Source organism: Algihabitans albus (assembly GCF_003572205.1).
GTDB classification, from domain to species: domain Bacteria; phylum Pseudomonadota; class Alphaproteobacteria; order Kiloniellales; family DSM-21159; genus Algihabitans; species Algihabitans albus.
Genome location: NZ_QXNY01000005.1, coordinates 555,533 through 573,325 on the forward strand (window position 1 = coordinate 555,533; position 17,793 = coordinate 573,325).

16 protein-coding genes and 2 tRNA genes are annotated in these 17,793 nt (G+C 66.4%); 8 read left to right on the top strand and 10 right to left on the bottom strand.

Translation table 11 applies throughout. The features are described 5' to 3' along the window. Positions 1-141: 141 nt before the first annotated feature. Complete coding sequence (locus tag DBZ32_RS16685) at positions 142-795, bottom strand: cysteine hydrolase family protein (protein ID WP_119168348.1); 654 nt, start codon at positions 793-795, stop codon at positions 142-144. Positions 796-912: 117 nt separating this feature from the next. Here DBZ32_RS16685 and DBZ32_RS16690 point away from each other — a divergent pair, with 117 nt between their 5' ends. Beyond that, positions 913-1,620: a beta/alpha barrel domain-containing protein gene (locus tag DBZ32_RS16690; protein ID WP_119168349.1), complete on the top strand. Its 708-nt coding sequence runs from the start codon at positions 913-915 to the stop codon at positions 1,618-1,620. A 190-nt stretch (positions 1,621-1,810) separates the two neighbouring features. After that, a complete protein-coding gene (locus tag DBZ32_RS16695; RefSeq protein ID WP_162906807.1) occupies positions 1,811-2,653 on the top strand; it encodes a DeoR/GlpR family DNA-binding transcription regulator in 843 nt (280 codons plus the stop codon). Here the strand turns inward: DBZ32_RS16695 and DBZ32_RS16700 are convergent. Genes DBZ32_RS16700 through DBZ32_RS16710 form a run of 3 tightly spaced genes read right to left on the bottom strand, consistent with a single transcriptional unit; the run spans position 2,628 to position 5,024 of the window. Further along, positions 2,628-3,119, bottom strand: coding sequence for a GNAT family N-acetyltransferase (locus DBZ32_RS16700; RefSeq protein WP_119168351.1), 492 nt, complete (start codon positions 3,117-3,119; stop codon positions 2,628-2,630). The genes DBZ32_RS16695 and DBZ32_RS16700 overlap by 26 nt on opposite strands. Before the next feature lie 24 nt (positions 3,120-3,143). Beyond that, the gene (locus DBZ32_RS16705) at positions 3,144-3,899 is read right to left on the bottom strand and encodes a type 1 glutamine amidotransferase (protein WP_119168352.1); all 756 of its coding nucleotides are present in this window, start codon (positions 3,897-3,899) and stop codon (positions 3,144-3,146) included. A gap of 9 nt (positions 3,900-3,908) precedes the next feature. After that, positions 3,909-5,024: an isopenicillin N synthase family dioxygenase gene (locus tag DBZ32_RS16710; protein WP_119168353.1), complete on the bottom strand. Its 1,116-nt coding sequence runs from the start codon at positions 5,022-5,024 to the stop codon at positions 3,909-3,911. 209 nt (positions 5,025-5,233) lie between these two features. On the opposite strand from DBZ32_RS16710, the gene DBZ32_RS16715 reads away from it, so the two are divergent. Together DBZ32_RS16715 and DBZ32_RS16720 are read left to right on the top strand one after the other, a co-directional pair. Then, on the top strand, positions 5,234-6,751 hold the full coding sequence (locus DBZ32_RS16715) for a xylulokinase (RefSeq protein WP_119168354.1): 1,518 nt from the start codon (positions 5,234-5,236) through the stop codon (positions 6,749-6,751). Positions 6,752-6,824: 73 nt separating this feature from the next. After that, positions 6,825-8,327, top strand: a complete 1,503-nt coding sequence (locus DBZ32_RS16720) for an aldehyde dehydrogenase (protein WP_119168355.1) — start codon at positions 6,825-6,827, stop codon at positions 8,325-8,327. A gap of 12 nt (positions 8,328-8,339) precedes the next feature. Here the strand turns inward: DBZ32_RS16720 and aguB are convergent, their stop codons facing one another. Together aguB and DBZ32_RS16730 are read right to left on the bottom strand one after the other, a co-directional pair. Next, complete coding sequence (gene aguB / locus DBZ32_RS16725; protein WP_119168356.1) at positions 8,340-9,218, bottom strand: N-carbamoylputrescine amidase; 879 nt, start codon at positions 9,216-9,218, stop codon at positions 8,340-8,342. A gap of 11 nt (positions 9,219-9,229) precedes the next feature. Next, positions 9,230-10,636: an aspartate aminotransferase family protein gene (locus DBZ32_RS16730; RefSeq protein WP_119168357.1), complete on the bottom strand. Its 1,407-nt coding sequence runs from the start codon at positions 10,634-10,636 to the stop codon at positions 9,230-9,232. A gap of 395 nt (positions 10,637-11,031) precedes the next feature. On the opposite strand from DBZ32_RS16730, the gene adhP reads away from it, so the two are divergent. After that, positions 11,032-12,054: an alcohol dehydrogenase AdhP gene (adhP, locus tag DBZ32_RS16735; protein ID WP_119168358.1), complete on the top strand. Its 1,023-nt coding sequence runs from the start codon at positions 11,032-11,034 to the stop codon at positions 12,052-12,054. Between the two features lie 69 nt (positions 12,055-12,123). On the opposite strand, the gene DBZ32_RS16740 is transcribed toward adhP, so the two are convergent. Next, on the bottom strand, positions 12,124-13,467 hold the full coding sequence (locus DBZ32_RS16740) for a glutamine synthetase family protein (RefSeq protein WP_119168359.1): 1,344 nt from the start codon (positions 13,465-13,467) through the stop codon (positions 12,124-12,126). An 82-nt stretch (positions 13,468-13,549) separates the two neighbouring features. On the opposite strand from DBZ32_RS16740, the gene DBZ32_RS16745 reads away from it, so the two are divergent. Continuing rightward, the gene (locus DBZ32_RS16745) at positions 13,550-14,830 is read left to right on the top strand and encodes an NAD(P)/FAD-dependent oxidoreductase (protein WP_119168360.1); all 1,281 of its coding nucleotides are present in this window, start codon (positions 13,550-13,552) and stop codon (positions 14,828-14,830) included. Here DBZ32_RS16745 and DBZ32_RS16750 read toward each other — a convergent pair. The 3 genes from DBZ32_RS16750 to DBZ32_RS16760 form a co-directional block, all read right to left on the bottom strand. After that, positions 14,735-15,370 carry a YqaA family protein gene (locus DBZ32_RS16750; RefSeq protein ID WP_119168361.1) on the bottom strand — a complete coding sequence of 212 codons (636 nt, stop codon included), beginning with the start codon at positions 15,368-15,370 and terminating at the stop codon, positions 14,735-14,737. The two genes, DBZ32_RS16745 and DBZ32_RS16750, sit on opposite strands and share 96 nt — an antisense overlap. 85 nt (positions 15,371-15,455) lie before the next feature. Beyond that, a complete protein-coding gene (gene ald, locus DBZ32_RS16755; RefSeq protein WP_119168406.1) occupies positions 15,456-16,577 on the bottom strand; it encodes an alanine dehydrogenase in 1,122 nt (373 codons plus the stop codon). A gap of 241 nt (positions 16,578-16,818) precedes the next feature. Beyond that, positions 16,819-17,208 (bottom strand): hypothetical protein, encoded by a 390-nt coding sequence (locus tag DBZ32_RS16760; protein WP_119168362.1) that lies wholly within the window; start codon positions 17,206-17,208, stop codon positions 16,819-16,821. 248 nt (positions 17,209-17,456) lie between these two features. Between DBZ32_RS16760 and DBZ32_RS16765 the strand changes: the two genes are divergently transcribed. Both DBZ32_RS16765 and DBZ32_RS16770 read left to right on the top strand, forming a co-directional pair. Then, positions 17,457-17,541: transfer RNA gene (locus DBZ32_RS16765), tRNA-Tyr, on the top strand. 60 nt (positions 17,542-17,601) lie between these two features. After that, positions 17,602-17,675: transfer RNA gene (locus DBZ32_RS16770), tRNA-Gly, on the top strand. Positions 17,676-17,793 lie beyond the last annotated feature (118 nt).

Here is a 17,793-nt window from a genome sequence, read left to right on the forward strand (position 1 = left end):
AGCCTTAGCAAGCGATTTGCCATAATGAGCCTAGCCGCCTATCCCGCAGCGCACAATAAGGGAAATCGCATGCGCGGCTTTGGCAACGCGGCAGTTGCGAGAGGCGAATAGGCTCGGGAAGACGGCTTGCGATCTGCCAAGTCAGCGGAGTTCGGCCAGGATCTCGCCGGTTGTGGCGATCCTTGCGTAGCCGCGCATGGCTTTCAGGGTGTGGGCGTGGGCTCCGGGGCTGCTGCCGCAGCAGGCGTCGCCGACCAGTGTGACCCGATACCCCAGATCGGCCGCGTCGCGCACGGCGGACTCGACGCATTGGTCGGTGAAGACCCCGGCCACCGCCAGATCCTCAATACCGAGATTGCGCAGCAGGTAGTGCAGATTGGTGGAGGGGAAGACGCCGGAAGCGGTCTTCGGCAAGACGATTTCGTCCTCGCCCGGCGCGACTGCCTCGACGATCTGAGCCTCGAGGGATCCTTTAGGAATCAAAATGTTGGAGAGCTTGTGATCCAGTCCGCGATCGCGCCCGTCGCGGGTCAGTGCCTCGATCACGCAGTAGATCACTTCGATGCCGCTCTGCCGGCAGGCCTCGGCCAGGGCGGCGGCGTTGGGCAAGGTTTCGCCCTCGAGCTGGTCAAAGTAGGCGGCCCTGCGCTCCTCGGGCCACCGCTCGGGGTCTTCCGTGAAGGTACCGCCGTCGCGGACGCAGCAATGATGCTGAAGGTCGACCATGAGGAGGGCGCTGCGGCCCGCTTTCAAGGGGCGGTCGCGCGGTTCGAGCGGACTGGAGGTAAGAGCCATCGGGATGCCTCGTTTTATAAAGAGTTATGGCGAACGATATTGGAACTTCACAGATTCTCTGTTGGCAAGACCACAGAGGTTCGGCAGACTGCGGCCTTCACACGAAGGAAGCGGCCCATGGATTTCATCTTCATGCTGACCCGTGAGGATCAGACCGTCGAGGACTGTCTGGCGGTCTTCGAGGAGATCCGCAGCGTTGGGGTGTGCCACATCGGCTTCAAGGATCTGGGGGCCGATCGCGGCACGCTGGAGGAGCTGAATCGCCGGATCAAGGACAGCGGCGCGGTCAGCTATATGGAGGTGGTCGCAACCTCGCGCGAGGACGTCCTGCGCTCCGCCGGGGCTGCTCGGGAAATCGGGGTCGACCGGCTGATGGGCGGGACCGAGTTGGAGGCGGTGCAGGAGATTCTGGAGGGGTCCGGCATCGGCTTCTACCCCTTTCCCGGGCGACCCGAAGGCCATCCGACCAAACTCGGCGGCACGCCGGAGCTGATCGAAGCGCATTGCCGCGATTTCATGAAGCGCGGCTGTGCCGGCGCGGATCTTCTCGCTTTCCGCGCGACCGAGGCGGAGCCGCTTGAGCTGGTGCGTGCCGCCCGGCGCGGCCTCGGCGGTCAGGGCCAACTGGTGGTGGCGGGAAGCGTGGACTGTCCGGCGCGCATTCGCTCCTTGGCCGAGGCCGGTGCCGATGCCTTCACCATCGGGTCGGCTGCCTTCGATGGCGCCTTCTCGCCGCGCAAGGGCTCCCTGCGCAGCCAGCTTCAGGACATTCTGACGGCAGCCGCCGAGACAGGTCCGGAACTGCAGACCGCCAGCGCTGGGTGAGCCGAGCCGGATGAGCCGTGCTGGCGAGCCGACGCCGGCCAGCCGGAACCCTGGCCAGCCGGAACACTGTTTGGCTGGGACACCGGTTAGCCGGGACAGTGCCTTGTCGGGACGCGGTGGCGGTTGGTAGCTTCGGGGTCGCTTCCGACCGCAGACTCGCTGCGGACCGACTCAGCGCAGACCGATGGCCATGTCCGCGACCTCGCTCAAACGCCGCACCTCCAAGGACGAACGCCGCCGCCGCATCGTGGCGGAATTGCAGGCGAACCCGACGGTCCGCATCTCGGAGCTGGCACGTCTCTTCGGTGTGACCACGGAGACCGTGCGCCGGGATGTCGACAGTCTGTCCGAGGAGGGGCTGGTCAGCCGGACTTACGGCGGCGCCGCGGCCACGACCCTCAGTCGGGAACCGAGCCTCGACGAACGCCACGGTCTGCTGGTTGCCGAACGGCAGCGGATCGCCCGGGCGGCCGTCGACTTCGTCGAGGACGGCCAGGTCCTGATGATCGATTCCGGCGCGACCACGGCGCACTTCGTGCGGCGGCTCGCAGTCGAGCGCCAGCGGCTGACGGTGATCACCAACGGCACCGGCTTGGCCGCTGCCTTGGCGACCAACGGCAGCTTCCGGATCGTGCTTTGCCCTGGAGACTACAACGCGAGCGAAAGCGGCACCTATGGGCCGGAGGTCGGCGCCTTCCTGGAACGCTACCGCGCCGATCAAGCCTTCATCGGCGCCGGAGGCATGACGCTGGAGGGGCCGAACGACGTGTCGGCCGAGCTCTGCTGGGTGAAGCGCGCCATGATCGAGCGGGCCAGCGAAACCACGCTGCTGATCGACCGCAGCAAGTTCGACCGTTTCGGCTTGCTTCGGATCTGTGCACCCGAGGCTTTGCGGCGGGTCATCAGCGACGCGCCCTTGCCCGCGGAGCTGGCTCAGGCGTTTCGGCATAAAGGGATCGAGGCGGTCCTCGCGCCGGCCGAGAGAACGACCGAGGCTGTGCAGGCCTCTAACGCAGCGACTTTTCGAGCATGACCACGCGCTTGTCCGGCCCCGAGTCGACTTTGGCCAGCTCGACGAAACCGATGGCCTTGTGGAAGGCGAGAGAGACCGGATTCGGCGGGATCTCGTTGACTTCGCAAAAGATTCGCGGCGGCCGTGGTGTCAGGGCCTCGACGGCGGCGTAGAGCTTACGTCCCACACCCAGGCCGCGTGCGGCCGGAGAGACGACGATCCGGTCGACGTAGACGAACTCCCGATAGCGATCTTGGAACCAGCCGTAGTAAGGGCTGTCATGCGCTGCGCCCGCTTTCAGGGCGATCAGAAAGCCCAGCGGATCCGATCCGCGCTGTGCCGCCACAGCCAGATGCGACAGCTCGAGCAGGTGCCGAAAGCGTACGTCTTCCACGCTGGGGACATGCGGTTCGGCGGCGTTGTTCAGCGTTAGACAGCCAGCCAGCAGAGTTTCGGTGAGCGGTACGATTCCGATGGCTTGGCTCATGTGGCTTGGCTCATGTGGGGTGGTTCAGGCGGCTTGCCGCTGCCGGCGGGTCGTGGCGACCAGGTCGACCCAACGGTCGGCGAAGCTTTCGGCCCAGCGGCGGGCGCCGAGGTGGTGCTGCCGCACTTGGGCGTCGAAGTGTTCGAAGAAGCCCGCCGGCGCGTCTTCCGCGTGGTGAGCATAGGTCATGACCCACTGACGCAGGCTGTCGACCGGTGCTTCGCAGTGGAACTGCAGGCCGTAGGCCAAGTGCCCGATGCGAAAGGCCTGATTGGCGCAAGCCGTACCGGTCATCAGCAGCTCGGCGCCCTCGGGCAGGTCGAAGCTGTCGACATGCCATTGCATCAGCGCCGGCTGGGGGTCGAGGCCGCGCAGCAGCGGGTCGGCGAGGCCGGCCGGCGTGGTCCGCAGCGGGGTGAAGCCAATCTCGAGGGACGGCATGCGCCAGCCGTCGGCGCCCCAGGCACGCGCCATGAGCTGCGCCCCCAGGCAAATGCCGAGCACGGGCCGGCCCTCGGCTTCGAAGCTGCGGATCAGCGCGGCCAGACGCGGCAGGTAGGGGTGTTCCGCGTCATCCGTGGCGCGCATCAATCCGCCGAGCACGATCAGGCCGTCGTAGTCGCCCGGCGCCTCCGGGACCTCGGTCGTCGCCGTCGGGTCGAGGGAATGGCTCGCCTCGGGCGCCAGCAGAGAATCGTAGTAGCCGCCGCGCTTGAGGATCGCCGTACCGAAGTAGCCGGCCGGAGCGTGCCGGTTGTTCAGAATTGTCAGAACGCGCACGTTGGGCTCCTAACCTTTTTGGCGACCGGCCCGGTTCGTCGCTTGCCGGTCGTACTGCCCGGTGTCGCGACGATAGTCGAAGGTGGCGTCGATCATGTCCTTCAGGTGTTGAAGTCCTGTGGTCGATGGGTACCTGGCCGGCCGGTCTGGACCGCAGCAGGTCGGCAGGCAGGAGACATCCGCATCGTGGTCCGGGTCGAAGAAAAAGGGAATCGAGTAGCGCTCGCGGCCCGAGCGGTTGATCACCCGGTGCTGGGTCGAGGCGAAGATGTCGTTGGTCCAGCGCGCCATCATGTCGCCGATGTTGACGACGAAGGAGTCGGCGATGAAAGGCGCGTCGATCCATTGACCCGCCGCGTTCCGCACCTGGAGGCCGCCGGCCTCGTCCTGCGCCAGAATGGTCAGGCAACCGAAGTCGGTATGAGCGCCGGCGCCGATCTGCGCTTCGCTGATCCGGCCCTGCTGCGGCGGGTAGCGCAGGGGGCCGAGCGTCGCCATGGTCAGGTCGAGGTTCCGTTCGAAGTGATGTTCCGGCAGCTCCAAGGCCAGGGCGAAGGCTTGCATGAGCTGGCGGCCGAGATCGCTGAGCCGGTCGAAGTAGCTCTGCAAGGTCTCCTGGAAGCCGGGCAGGCCGCTCGGCCACTGGTTCGGGCCATGCAGCGGCGTGCCGGCGACGACGAGCGGGTGATCGGGCGGCAGGTCGCAGCCGATCTTGATGCCTTCCTTCAGGTCCCCGCCCTGTTTCTGCTTGGCCGGGTCCAGGTTCTCGCCGCCGAGCTTGAAGTAGCCGCGATGGCAGGCGGAGCGTTCGATATCGATCTCCAGCTTGCGCTCCAGCGGACTGTCGAAGAAACGTTTGGCCTCGGCGAAGACGGCGGCGCGCAGGGCGGCCGGGATGCCATGATTGACGATGTAGAAGAAGCCGATGTTACGGCAGGCTTCGCCGATTTGGCGCGCCACGCGGGTCCGCTCGGCCGGCGTGCCGGTCAGAAAGCTCTCCAGGTCGATGATCGGAACAGCATCCAGCGGCAGACGTTCGGCGAGCAAGGCCGGATCGAGAAGGGCCTCTGTTGCCGGTTCGGCCAGGGGTGCCCCAGGCCTTGGCCCGCTCTTGCTCTCCGTCATGGCGTCCTGTCTCACGAAAAAATCAACCTATCTGGAAAGTACCACGCGATCTTTGGCGATTCCAACATTCGGGGCGTTGAGGACGAGGCTGCGCATCTGTCATAACCTGCTTTGCGGCGTACTTGACCGGCAAGCCATTGCATGGCCGGCATGCGCAGGCGCGGCGGACGGGGAGGGGTATGGCCAGTCGGAGCATCGGGAAACAAGACATGGCGCTGCTCGGCGTCGATCTTGGTGCGGGCAGCTTGAAGGCCAGTGTGATCGCCCCGGACGGTCGTCTGCTCGGCGAGGCGGCGGAGATCATCGAGACGGATCACCCGCGCTTCGGTTGGGCCGAGCAGGACCCGCTGTCCTGGCTTGCCGCCTTCAATGCCGCTGTGCCGCGCGCCCTTGCCGCCGCCGGGATCGGGGCCCGCGACATCGCCGCGATCGGCCTGTCGGCGGGGGCGCACATTCCGGTTTTGCTGGACGCGGACGACCGGCCCTTGCGTCCGGCCATTCTCTGGTCCGACACGCGCGCGACGGCCGAAGCCTCGGACCTTCACGCGCGCGCCGGCGAGCTCATCCTGGCCCGCTCGCTCAACAAGGCCAACGCCACCTGGTCGCTGCCGATGCTGGCCTGGATCAAGCGTCACGAGCCGGAGGTTGCGGCGAAGACCCGCAAGCTCTGTCTGGCTAAGGACTACCTGCGTCTCTGCCTGACCGGGACCTGGGAAACCGACTTTTCGGATGTGGTTGGCGCTCTAATGGCCGACACGCGCAACGGCGGTTGGTCGGAAGAGCTCTGCGCCCTGATCGACTGGCCGATGGAAACCCTGCCGCCGGTGGTCGCGCCGACACAGGTGGTCGGTGGCGTGACGGCCGCTGCGGCGCAGGCCGCCGGCCTGACGGCGGGGACGCCGGTGGTCTGCGGCGCGAACGACACGACAGTGGAGTTCTTCGGCATCGGGGCCGTCGAGCCGGGCATGGGAGCGATCAAGCTGGCGACGGCCGGCGTGCTCTTCTCCGCCGCGGATCACCCCCAGGTGAACCCGCCGATCTCCTGCTACCCGCACATTCTGCCCGGCCTCTACTACACGGCGACCGGCACCAACTCTTGCGCCTCCTCCCATCGCTGGGTGCGGGACAAGCTCTTCCTGCCGACCAGCGGGGAGAGCGACGGCGGTGCCGTCTTCGCCGAGATGGACCGCCTGGCCGGCGGCGCGCCTCCCGGCAGCGGGGGCCTGCTGTTCCATCCCTATCTGCAGGGTGAGCGCGCGCCCTACTGGGACCCGCTGCTGCGCGCCGACTTCGTCGGCCTGACCATGCAGCAAGGTCGTGCCGAGATTGCCCGCGCTGTCTATGAAGGCATCGCCTTTTCGATCCGCGATCTGGTGGAGCAGGCGCGAGAGGTCGGACAGGAGATGCGGGAGGTGCGCCTGATCGGCGGCGGCGCCAAGTCGGCCGTCTGGCGCCAGATCATCGCCGACGTTACGGGTCTGTCGCTCTCGCTCCCCGGCAACGGGGATGCCTCCTTCGGGGCGGCTCTGATCGCCGGGGTGGGCGTCGGTCTCTTTTCGGATCCGCGCGCGGCTGTCGAGGCCTGCGTCACCACGGTCGCCCGGGCGGAGCCAGACCCCGCGCGCCAAGCCTTCTACAACGATCTCTTCGACCTCTACCGCGAGACCCAGCAGGCCCTGGCGCCGATCAATCACAAACTCCACGCGCTGGTCGCCCCGGACGCTTGAGTCGATTGCCGAAGAGCCCTTGCCGGGCGTAGGCTCCGCGCAACAGCCCAACTCTGAACGAACGAGGTTTCCCATGGCCGCCGCGCTGTCCTTCGACGATCTCAAGTCCCGCGCCGCCGGGCTGCAGTTCCGCAGTCAGGCCTTCATCGGCGGCCGCTACGTCGATGCCGTCTCCGGCGAGACCTTCGATTGCATCAGCCCGGTCGACGGCCGGGTGCTGACCCAGGTGGCCGCCTGCGGCGCCGAGGACGTCGACCGCGCCGTCAAGGCCGCGCGCGCGGCCTTCGAGACCGGTGTCTGGCGCGACATGGCGCCGGCCAGACGCAAGGCGAAGCTGCTGAAGTTCGCCGAGCTGATCAAGGCGCACCATGATGAGCTGGCGCTGTTGGAAACCCTCGACATGGGCAAGCCCATCGGCGACTCCCATGCCGTCGACGTGCCGGCGACGGTCAACTGCATCCGCTGGTACGCCGAGGCCGCCGACAAGATCTACGACGAGGTGGCGCCAACCGATCCCAAGGTGCTGGCGATGATCCGGCGCGAGCCGGTGGGCGTCGTGGCCGCCATCGTGCCCTGGAACTTCCCGATGATCATGGCCGCCTGGAAGATCGGGCCGGCCCTGGCGAGCGGTAACTCGCTGATCCTGAAACCCGCCGAACAGTCCTCGCTCAGTGCCATCCGGATCGCCGAGCTGGCGGCGGAGGCCGGGATCCCTGAGGGCGTCTTCCAGGTCGTGCCGGGCCTGGGCGAGCAGGCGGGAAAGGCGCTCGGCCTGCACGAGGACATCGACGCCATCGCCTTCACCGGCTCCGGCGAGGTCGGCAAGCTGCTGTTGCAGTACTCCGGTCAGTCGAACATGAAGCGGGTGGCGCTGGAGTGCGGCGGCAAGACTCCGCACATCGTGCTGGCGGACACCAGCGATCTCGATCAGGCGGCCGAGGCGGCGGCCTGGGGAATCTTCTTCAACCAGGGCGAAGTCTGCAACGCCGGCTCCCGCCTGCTGGTGCAGGAGTCGATCAAGGAAGCCCTGATGGAGAAGCTCCTGAAGATCTCGCGCTCCATCAAGGTCGGCAATCCCCTGGACCCGCAGACCAAGATGGGCGCGATCGTCGACCGGGATCAGATGGACAAGGTGCTGCGCTACATCGGGATCGGGCAGCAGGAGGGCGCCCAGCTCGTGCTCGGCGGCCAGCAGGTCCAGACGGCCGAGGGCGGCTACTATGTGGAGCCGACGGTCTTCGACCGCGTCGACAACCAGATGACCATCGCACGGGAGGAAATCTTCGGCCCGGTGCTCTCGACCCTCACCTTCAAGGACGCCGAAGAGGGGTTGAGGATCGCCAACGACACCGTCTACGGCCTGGCGGCCGCCGTCTGGACCAAGAACATCGACACCGCCCACAAGATGGCCCGCGGCCTGCGCGCCGGCTCGGTCTGGATCAACTGCTTCGACGGCGGCGACATCACCACGCCCTTCGGCGGCTACAAGCAGTCCGGCTTCGGCCGCGACAAGTCGCTCCACGCCTTCGACAAATACACCGAACTGAAGACGGTCTGGATCGAGCTGGGCGGGTGAGGGTGGGCGACCTCACGGTCGCACGGTCTTGCCATCCAGCGTCAGCAGCGGGCCGTAAAGCTCCGGCCGGCGGTCGCGGAAGAAGCCCCAGGAGGCGCGGGCGGCCTGGATAGCCTCCAAGTCGAAGGTGGCGGTCAGCACGGCCTCTTGGGTTTCCGCCTCGGCGACCTTGGCGCCCGTCGCGTCGGCGATGAAGGACGCGCCGTAGAAACGCATCTTCGCCGCCTCGGCTTGTTCTTCGCCGATGCGGTTGCTGGCGACCAGAGGCACCATGTTGGCGGCGGCATGGCCCTGCATGGTGCGCTGCCAGTGGTCCCTCGAATTCAGGCTCGGGTCCTGCGGTTCGCTGCCGATGGCGGTGGGGTAGAACAGAACCTCCGCGCCTTGCAGCGCCAGGGCGCGGGCGCATTCCGGGAACCATTGGTCCCAGCAGATCCCGACCCCGAGCCGACCGTGGGCCGTATCCCAGACCCGGAACCCGGTATCGCCGGGGTTGAAGTAGAACTTCTCCTGATAGCCCGGACCGTTGGGGATATGGGACTTGCGGTAGAGCCCCAGGGGAGAGCCGTCGGCGTCGATCATGGCCAGGGCGTTGTAATGCGCGTTGTTGGCCCGCTCGAAGAAGCTGACCGGCAGCACCACGCCCAGTTCTTTGGCCAGGGAGGCGAAGCGCGCGATCACGGGATTGTCCGCGAAGGGCCGGGCCAAGCCGAAGAACTCCTGCTTCTGGTCGGGACAGAAGTAGGGGGTCTCGAACAGCTCCTGCAGCAGAATCGCCTGAGCGCCCCGCGCCGCCGCCGTCCGAACCAGAGCCTCGGCCCTATCCAGGTTGGCGGCGCTGTCCCAGGAGCAGGCCATCTGGGTTGCGGCGACGGTGATCTCGCGGGCCACGCTAGTCTCCTTCAGATGGCGATCCCGAGGTCTTGGGCCGTCAGATCGAGGCAGATGCGGGCCTTGTCGATCAGCTCGTCGATCTGCGGCTTTTCGATGATCAGCGGCGGCGAGAGCACCATGCCGTCGCGCACCGCTCGCATTACCAGGCCGTTGGCGAAACAGTGATCGCGGCAGAGCGTACCCACCCGCCCGATCGGCTCGAAGTGCTTGCGGCGCGCCTTGTCCTCGACCAGTTCGACGGCGCCCAGCAGGCCGAAGCTGCGCACCTGTCCGACCAGCGGATGCCCGGCCAGGCTCTGCAAGCGCTCCGCCAGGTAGGGCGCGGTTTCCTCGCGCACCTTCTCCACCAGACCGTCGCTCTCGATCAGCGCGATGTTGGCCAGTGCGACGGCGCAGGCGACCGGATGGCCGGAGTAGGTGTAACCGTGGGCGAACTCGCCCTCGCCGGACTCCAGGACCTCGCCGATGCGGTCGGACACCATGACGGCGGAAAGCGGGATGTAGCCGGAGGTGATGCCCTTGGCCAGGGTCATGAGATCCGGCTTGATGCCGAAGGGCTCGCTGGCGAACCAGTAGCCGGTACGCCCGAACCCGCAGATCACCTCGTCGGCGATCAGCAGGACGTCGTGCCGGGCGCAGATGCGCTGGATTTCGGGCCAGTAGGTCTCCGGCGGAACGATGACGCCGCCGGCGCCCTGGATCGGTTCGCCGATGAAGGCAGCGACCTTGTCCGCGCCGATTTCCAGAATCTTCTCCTCGACCGCCCTGGCGGCGCGCAGGCCGAAGTCGGCCGGGCTCTCGTCGGTCCCGTCGTCGTCGCGCTCCGCGAAGTCGAGCCAGTAGGGCGGCATCACGTGGTGGAAGCCGGGCAGCGGCAGCCCGAAGCCTTCCTGCATGAAGGGCATGCCGCCCAGGCTGGCGGAGGCCATGGTCGAGCCGTGATAGGCATGGGTGCGGCTGATGAAGTGGTTCTTCTCGGGCTGGCCCCGCAGGTTCCAGTAACGCCGCACGAGGCGCACCACCGTGTCGTTCGATTCCGAACCGCTGGAGCCATAGAAGACCCGGTTCATGCCCTCCGGCGCGATCTCCGCCAGCTTCTCCGACAACTCGACAGCCGGCGGCGTCGCCGTCTTGAAGAAGGTGTTGTAGTAGGGCAGCTCCAGCATCTGCCGGTAGGCGGCCTCGGCCAGTTCCTGACGGCCGTAGCCGACATTGACGCACCAGAGCCCCGCCATGCCGTCGAGCAGCGTCTGTCCTTCCGAGTCGGTCAGGTAGACGCCCTTGGCCTCGGTGATGATGCGGCTGCCCCCGTCGCCCTGCTTCAGTGTCTTGTAGTCTGCGAAGGGACTGAGGTGATGGCGCACATCGAGCGCGCGCCAACGGGCTGTCGTGTTGCGGATCGGTTCGCTTGGCATCTGTGAATCATCCTCTAGCTATCTGGATTACATCGGAAAAACGCGATGGATAGCCTAGGGATTATAGCCGATCCTGGCGCAGAGACGCAGCAGTTCCCGCCGTCTGCAGGGCGCGGCGCGGCACTGCCGGGGCCGGCTTTTGCTTGCATGAACTCTCGGCGGCCTCTGCATGCGTCTCAACATAGCCCGGGGCCGGTGCGGGGCCAAGCTGCGCGATCGGCCGCTGCAGGGAACCCGTACCGCCGAGTTATCCAATCCGCTCCCTCGTCATTTCCGGCGAGAGTCACCATATTCCCACACAATGAGAGCAAGAATGGATGAGAAGCTCCTACGCTTTGCGATGGCAGGAGCGCTTAGGGGTCGGACGTTATAACGAACGGGAGAACTTAGAGGTCATGGCAAAGACGATGAAGGCGGCGGTCATTCATGAGTTCGGTCAACCGCTCAAGATCGAGGAGGTCCCGATTCCGGAGATCGGCCCTCAAGAGATTTTGGTGCGGATCGAGGCCAGCGGCGTCTGTCACACGGACCTGCACGCGGCCTCCGGCGACTGGCCGGTGAAGCCGACGCTGCCGCTGATCCCCGGCCACGAAGGCTGCGGTACGGTCGCCGCCGTCGGTCGGGAAGTCACGAACGTCAAGGAAGGCGACCGGGTGGGCGTGCCCTGGCTGCATACGGCCTGCGGCTTTTGCGACCACTGCATGGGCGGTTGGGAGACGCTGTGCGAAAGCCAGCAGAACACCGGCTACAGCGTCGACGGCGGTTACGCCGAATACGCCAAGGCGGACCCGCGTTTTGTCGGCAAGCTGCCGAACAACCTCGAGATGGCGGCGGTGGCCCCGGTGCTCTGCGCGGGCGTGACGGTCTACAAGGGCCTCAAGGAAACCGATACCAAGCCGGGCGATTGGGTCGTGATTTCGGGGATCGGCGGGCTCGGTCACATGGCGGTGCAGTACGCCAAGGCGATGGGCCGTCACGTGGTCGCGGTCGATATCGCCGACGAGAAGCTGGAGTTCGCCAAGCGCCTCGGCGCCGACATGACCATCAACGCCGCGAACCTGGATCCAGTGGATGAAGTCGCCCGCACCATCGGCGGTGCCCATGGTGTGTTGGTGACGGCCGTGTCGCGCCCCGCCTTCGCTCAGGCCCTGGGGATGGCCCGGCGCGGCGGAACGGTGGTGCTCAATGGGTTGCCGCCGGGTGATTTTCCGGTGCCCATCTTCGATGTGGTGCTGAAGCGCATCACTCTCCGCGGTTCGATCGTCGGCACCCGCCTGGACCTGCAGGAATGCCTGACCTTCGCCGCCGAAGGTCAGGTCGCCGCCAATGTGGCGGTCGAGCCGCTGGAGAACATCAACGGCGTCTTCGATCGCATGAAACAGGGCAGCATCGAAGGCCGGATCGTGCTGACGCCGTAACGCCGGGCCATCACCTTTCGAGACGTCGGCCGCTCCCGCGTCTCGAAAGGTTCTCCCGAGGTCCGCCGATCAGACGTTGAGCAGCAGGTGCTCGCGTTCCCAAGAGGAGATGACCTCCTGGTAGGCGTCCAGTTCGGCATTCTTGACCGTTGCCACGGCGGTGACGAACTCCTCGCCCAGCACTTCCTTGAGCGCCTTGGTGCGGGTGAAGCGGTAGAGCGCATCGTGCAGGGTGCGCGGCAGCGTGTGCGCCAGGCGATAGGCGCTGCCGATCTGCGGTTTGCTGGGTTGCAGGCGGCCGCTCATCCCCAGGTAGCCGCAGGCCAGCGAGGCCGCGATCGCGAGGTAGGGGTTCGCGTCGGCGCCCGCCACGCGGTTCTCCACGCGCCGCGCCTCCGGTTCCGAGTTGGGAACCCGGAAGCCGACCGTGCGGTTGTCGAAGCCCCAGTGGGTATTGATCGGTGCATCGGCGTGCGGGATCAGCCGACGGTAGGAGTTCACGTTGGGCGCCACCAGCGGCATGGTGGCGGGCAGGTAGCGCTGCAGACCACCGATGTAATTGAGGAAGAGCTTGGAGGCGCCGCCCCGCGTCGTGCTGAAGAGGTTCCGCCTGCTGCTCTGGTCGGTCAGCGACTGGTGGACGTGCATGGAGCTGCCGGGCTCGCCCTGCATCGGCTTGGCCATGAAGGTGGCGTAGACTTGGTGCCGCAGACCGGCCTCGCGGACCGTCCGTTTGAACAGAAAAGCCTGGTCGGCGGCTGCCAGCGCGTCTTGATGGTTGAAGTTCATCTCCATCTGCGCGGCCCCGGCCTCGTGGGTCAGGGTGTCGATGTCGATGTTCTGCGCCTCGCAGAAGTCGTAGACCTCCTCGAACAGCGGATCGAATTCGTTGACGGCGTCGACCCCGTAGGCCTGCCGGGAGGTTTCCCGCCGCTTGGAGCGGCCGATCGGCGGCTGCAGGGGGTAGTCGGGATCTTCGTTGATATCGACGAGATAGAACTCCAGCTCGGCGGCGACGATGGGCTGCCAGTTCTTGGCGTGAAAGAGGGCGAGCACCCGCTTCAGCAGGTGGCGGCAGGCAAAGGGGACGGGTCTGCCGTCGAAGTAGTAGGGATCGCAGATGATCTGCGCCGTCGGTTCCTCGTACCAGGGCACGACTCGGATGCTCTGGGGTTCCGGCTCCAGGTAGACGTCGGACATGGCGTCGTCGATGACGTTCTCGGAGTCGTGGGGGTAGCGCCCGTTGACGGTCTGCACGAAGATCGCTTCGGGAATGCGCAGGCCTCGCTTGATGCCGCGAAGGAACTTGCCGGCGGGCAGGATCTTGCCGCGCGCGATGCCGGCCATGTCCGGCACCAGACACTCGACCTCTTCGATGCGATGGTCCTTGAGGAATTCCTCGATGTAGGACATGGACTAGACGTCTTTCTATGAGGCTGGATATCTCCAGCTACCACCTGCCCCCTGGAAGCGTCCAGAGCTACGAGCCTCCGCCATGCCCCGCCAAGCCCACGCCGACTCCTGGTATGCCGCCACGGCTCACCCCCAACCCGACTACCCGGAGCTGACCGGCGCTTTGTCCTGCGACGTCTGTGTGGTCGGCGGCGGCTACACCGGCGTCACGACGGCCCTGGAGCTGGCGGAGCGGGGCCTGGACGTGGTGCTGCTGGAGGCCAATCGAATCGGCTGGGGCGCGTCCGGGCGCAACGGCGGACAGATCTGCACAGGTTTTTCTTCGGGTCCCGACAAGCTGATCGACTGGGTCGGCCTCGAGGATGCCCGGCGTCTCTTCGCGATGACCGAAGAGGGCAAGCAGATCATCCGCGACCGGGTCGCCAAGCATGGCATCGACTGCGATCTGACCTGGGGCTACTTCCACGCCGCCGACCGGCCGCGCGAGCTGCGGGAGTGCGAGGAGGCGGCGGAAACCCTTTCGAAGCTCGGCTATGAGGCGCAGGAGATGGTGCGAGGCGCCGAGGCTGCGCGTCAACACGCGGCCTCGCCGCGCTACATCGGCGGCCTCTACGAGTCGGGCGCGGGTCATCTCCATCCGCTCAACTACTGTCTCGGCCTGGCGCGTGCGGCAGCCGCGGCGGGCGTGCGCATCTTCGAGGGGACGCGGGCGGAGTCCATCGATACCGAGGCCGCCAAGGTCGCGACGGCGAAGGGCAGCGTGAGCGCAAAGTTCCTGGTGCTCGCGATGAATGCCTACCTGAGCGATCTGGTGCCGGGCCTGCGCAGCCGGATCATGCCGGTCGGCACCTATATCGCTGCCACGGAGACGCTGGGCGAGAACCGGGCCAAGGGCCTGATCCCCCGGAACGCCGCCGTCGCCGACATGAAGTTCGTTCTGAACTACTTTCGCCGCTCGTCCGACCATCGCCTGCTGTTCGGCGGCCGCGTGAGCTATTCGACCCTGATGCCGCCGAACCTGCCGCGGGCCATGCGCCAGAAGATGCTGGAAGTCTATCCCGACCTGGCCGACGTCGGCTTCGACTTTACCTGGGGCGGGTTCGTCGCGATCACGGTGGAGCGCTCGCCGCATCTCGGCCGGATCGGCCAGCGGACCTTTTTCGCCCAGGGTTTCTCCGGCTCGGGCGTCACGCTGACGGGGATCGCAGGCCGGGTGTTGGCCGAAGCGATTGCCGGTCAGGCGGGGCGCCTGGACCTCTTCGCCAAGCTACCCCACACGCCCTTCCCCGGCGGTCGCATCCTGCGTACTCCGAGCCTGGTGCTCGCCATGCTCTGGTACCGTCTGCGCGACCTCGTCCCCTGAGGGACGCTTTTTCGACCAGGGCAGGGCGCGGCGCAGGCGGCTAAAGGCCCGAAAGGCATCGGCGCCCAACCAGGAGACGAGGGCCGCCATCCCAAGATAGCGAAGGCCTCGGGAAATCAGGACGGCGGCGATGAAACCCGGCAGCGCGTAGCCCGTGACCCCGCTGGCCAGGACCGCGATCTGAAAGGGGATGGGTGTCAGGCCGGCCAGCATGATCGCCCAGAAACCATGGGTCTGCATGAAGACCTTGAAGTCGTTGAAAGCCTGCTCCCCTCCGACAAGAGTCACCAGATCCTGACCGAACCAGCTGTATAGCCAAGCGCCAAGGAAGTAGGCGACCACGGCGCCGGCCAGGCAGCCTGCCAGCGCGATCGCGCCGGTTTGCCAGGCGCGGCGGCGATCCACCAGCATCATCGGCGCCATGATGGCCTCGAGCATCAGCGGCAGAAACACGGTCTCTGCCGCCGAGAGGGCGAAGAGCCCAGCCTGGCCGTGGCGCGAGCGGGTTAACCGCCGCGCAAAGAGCACCGTCCGACGCATGGGGGAGGCCTTTAGAACAGTCTTGTGACGGCAATATGATTGTCGCGTCCGAACTTAGATAGGATTTTCGCGAAGGATCCTAAGGCTACGACAGACCCATGACCTCCTGCGGGGCGCTGTAGGGCAGGCCATGGGCTTCGGCGACGGCGCGATAGGTCAGCTTTCCTTGGGCAGCGTTAAGGCCGTTCAAAAGATTGCGATCCTCCGCCAGCGCCTTGCGCGCGCCCTTGTCGGCGAGCGCCAGGACGAAGGGCAGCGTGGCGTTGTTCAGGGCGCTGGTCGCCGTGCGGGCGACGGCGCCCGGCATGTTGGCGACGCAATAGTGCACCACCTCGTCGATCACGTAGGTGGGGTCGTCGTGGGTGGTGGCCCTGGAGGTTTCGAAGCAGCCGCCTTGGTCGATCGCGATGTCGACCAGCACGGCGCCCGGTTTCATCGCCGCCACCATCTCTCGGGTCACCAGTTTGGGGGCGGCGGCCCCCGGCACCAGCACCGCGCCGATCACCAGGTCGGCGCCCTGCACGTGCTGTTCGAGCGTTTCGACCGTGGAGAAGATGGTGTTAAGCTGACCGCCGAAGCGCAGATCCAGTCGGTCGAGGGTCGGCAGCGACTTGTCGATCACCGTGACGTGCGCTTCCATGCCCATGGCCATGCGGGCCGCGTTGCTGCCCGAGACACCGCCGCCCAGGACGACGACCCTGGCGGCGGGCGTGCCCGGCACGCCGCCCAGCAGAAGCCCGGCGCCGCCCTGCTCCTTCTCCAGGCAGTGCGCCCCGACCTGAACGGACATCCGCCCGGCGACCTCGCTCATCGGCGCCAGCAGCGGCAGCCGGCCCGCCGCGTCGGTCACGGTCTCGTAGGCGATGGCCGTCGCGCCCGACCGCAGCAGGCCCTCGGTCTGCGGACGGTCGGGGGCCAGGTGCAGGTAGGTGAAGAGGATTTGGTCCTCGCGCAGACGGGCGATCTCGTTGGCTTGCGGTTCCTTGACCTTCACGATCATGTCGGCGTCGGCGAAGACGTCCTCCGCGCTGTCGACCACCTCGGCGCCTGCGGCGCGGTAGGCCGCGTCCTCGAAGCCGATCCCGGCGCCGGCGCCGGCCTCGACCGTGACGGCATGCCCGTGATGCACCAGCTCGCGGACCGAGGCCGGCATGAGGCCGACCCGGTACTCCTTGGTCTTGATCTCTTTCGGCACGCCGACGTGCATGGTCATCCCCGTTCGTCCGTCATGCGATCTCGATGCATCTATAGAAGAGGCGCGCCGCAACGCAAGGTGCGGCGCTCTTAAGCCGAAGTCCCCATCGGGTTCGATCTTCAGGTTCAATACAGGTTTTGCGGATCCAGGTCCTGCGAAGCTGATGGGGGACGATACCTTCACGCGCGGCCGGCGGTGACAGGATCGAGCCTCTGGCTGCGCCGCAGGGCCGAACTGCCTGGAAGGCCGTTCCCTAGAATCTGGGCGTCGGGGGGTCGAGGAGCAGCCGCAGCGCATTGAGGCTGTAGCCGGTTAGAACGACGGCGACGACGCGGGCGAGCACGAGGGAGAAATGGGCGCTGCGGCCCATGTTTTCGAAGCTCACCGCCGTTACGCCGAAGCCTACAATGATGCCGATCGCCAGCAGGGCCGGCAGAAGGTAGCGGTGCCTGAGCAGCCACCAGCCCGTCACGCCCGCGAGCAAAAGGGTGACGGGTTCCAGCAGTTCGCCCACGATCAATCCGGTCCAGAGCCCCTGTCCCGACAACAGGTCCCAGGCCAGTCCCGCCAAGGCTGCGGCCGCCAGTGAGAGATGCGGCCAGAAATACCGCTTCACTCTGCCTTCGGCGTCGAATCGGATCATCGGTCGGCTCCCGCGGAGATGCGCCAATGCCCGGTCGCCGATAACCGGTCCGCAACGGCGCAGTCGAGGCTTGTGTCGGCGGATCACAGGACTTAGATTTGCGCTGCCAGCCCTAGGCTGGGCAAGTCCCGCGATCGGCCAGACAGTTGCTCAGGCCGGCTGCGGGCCTTTTTGTCGTGATCGCCGTTGACAGTCGAACCGAAATGTCCATAGTGCGCGACTTCGTCGCGCTGGCTGAGGCCTACGCTGGAGGGGTGCCCGAGTGGTTAAAGGGGACGGACTGTAAATCCGTTGGCTCAGCCTACGTTGGTTCAAATCCAACCCCCTCCACCAGCTTCTCTCTTTAGCAATCCTCACGGGCCAAGCGGCTTTGGGAGATCTGTCACGGAAGTTGCGGGTGTAGCTCAATGGTAGAGCCCCAGCCTTCCAAGCTGGTTATGCGGGTTCGATTCCCGTCACCCGCTCCAGTTGCCGGCCCGTTAGTCCGCCGGGCAGGCGAGCGGAAACAGCGTCGAATAAAATTCGCTGCTTGGAGGCAGCGACGCCACAGGGGCCGGAGTAGAGATGTCGAAAGCGAAGTTTGAG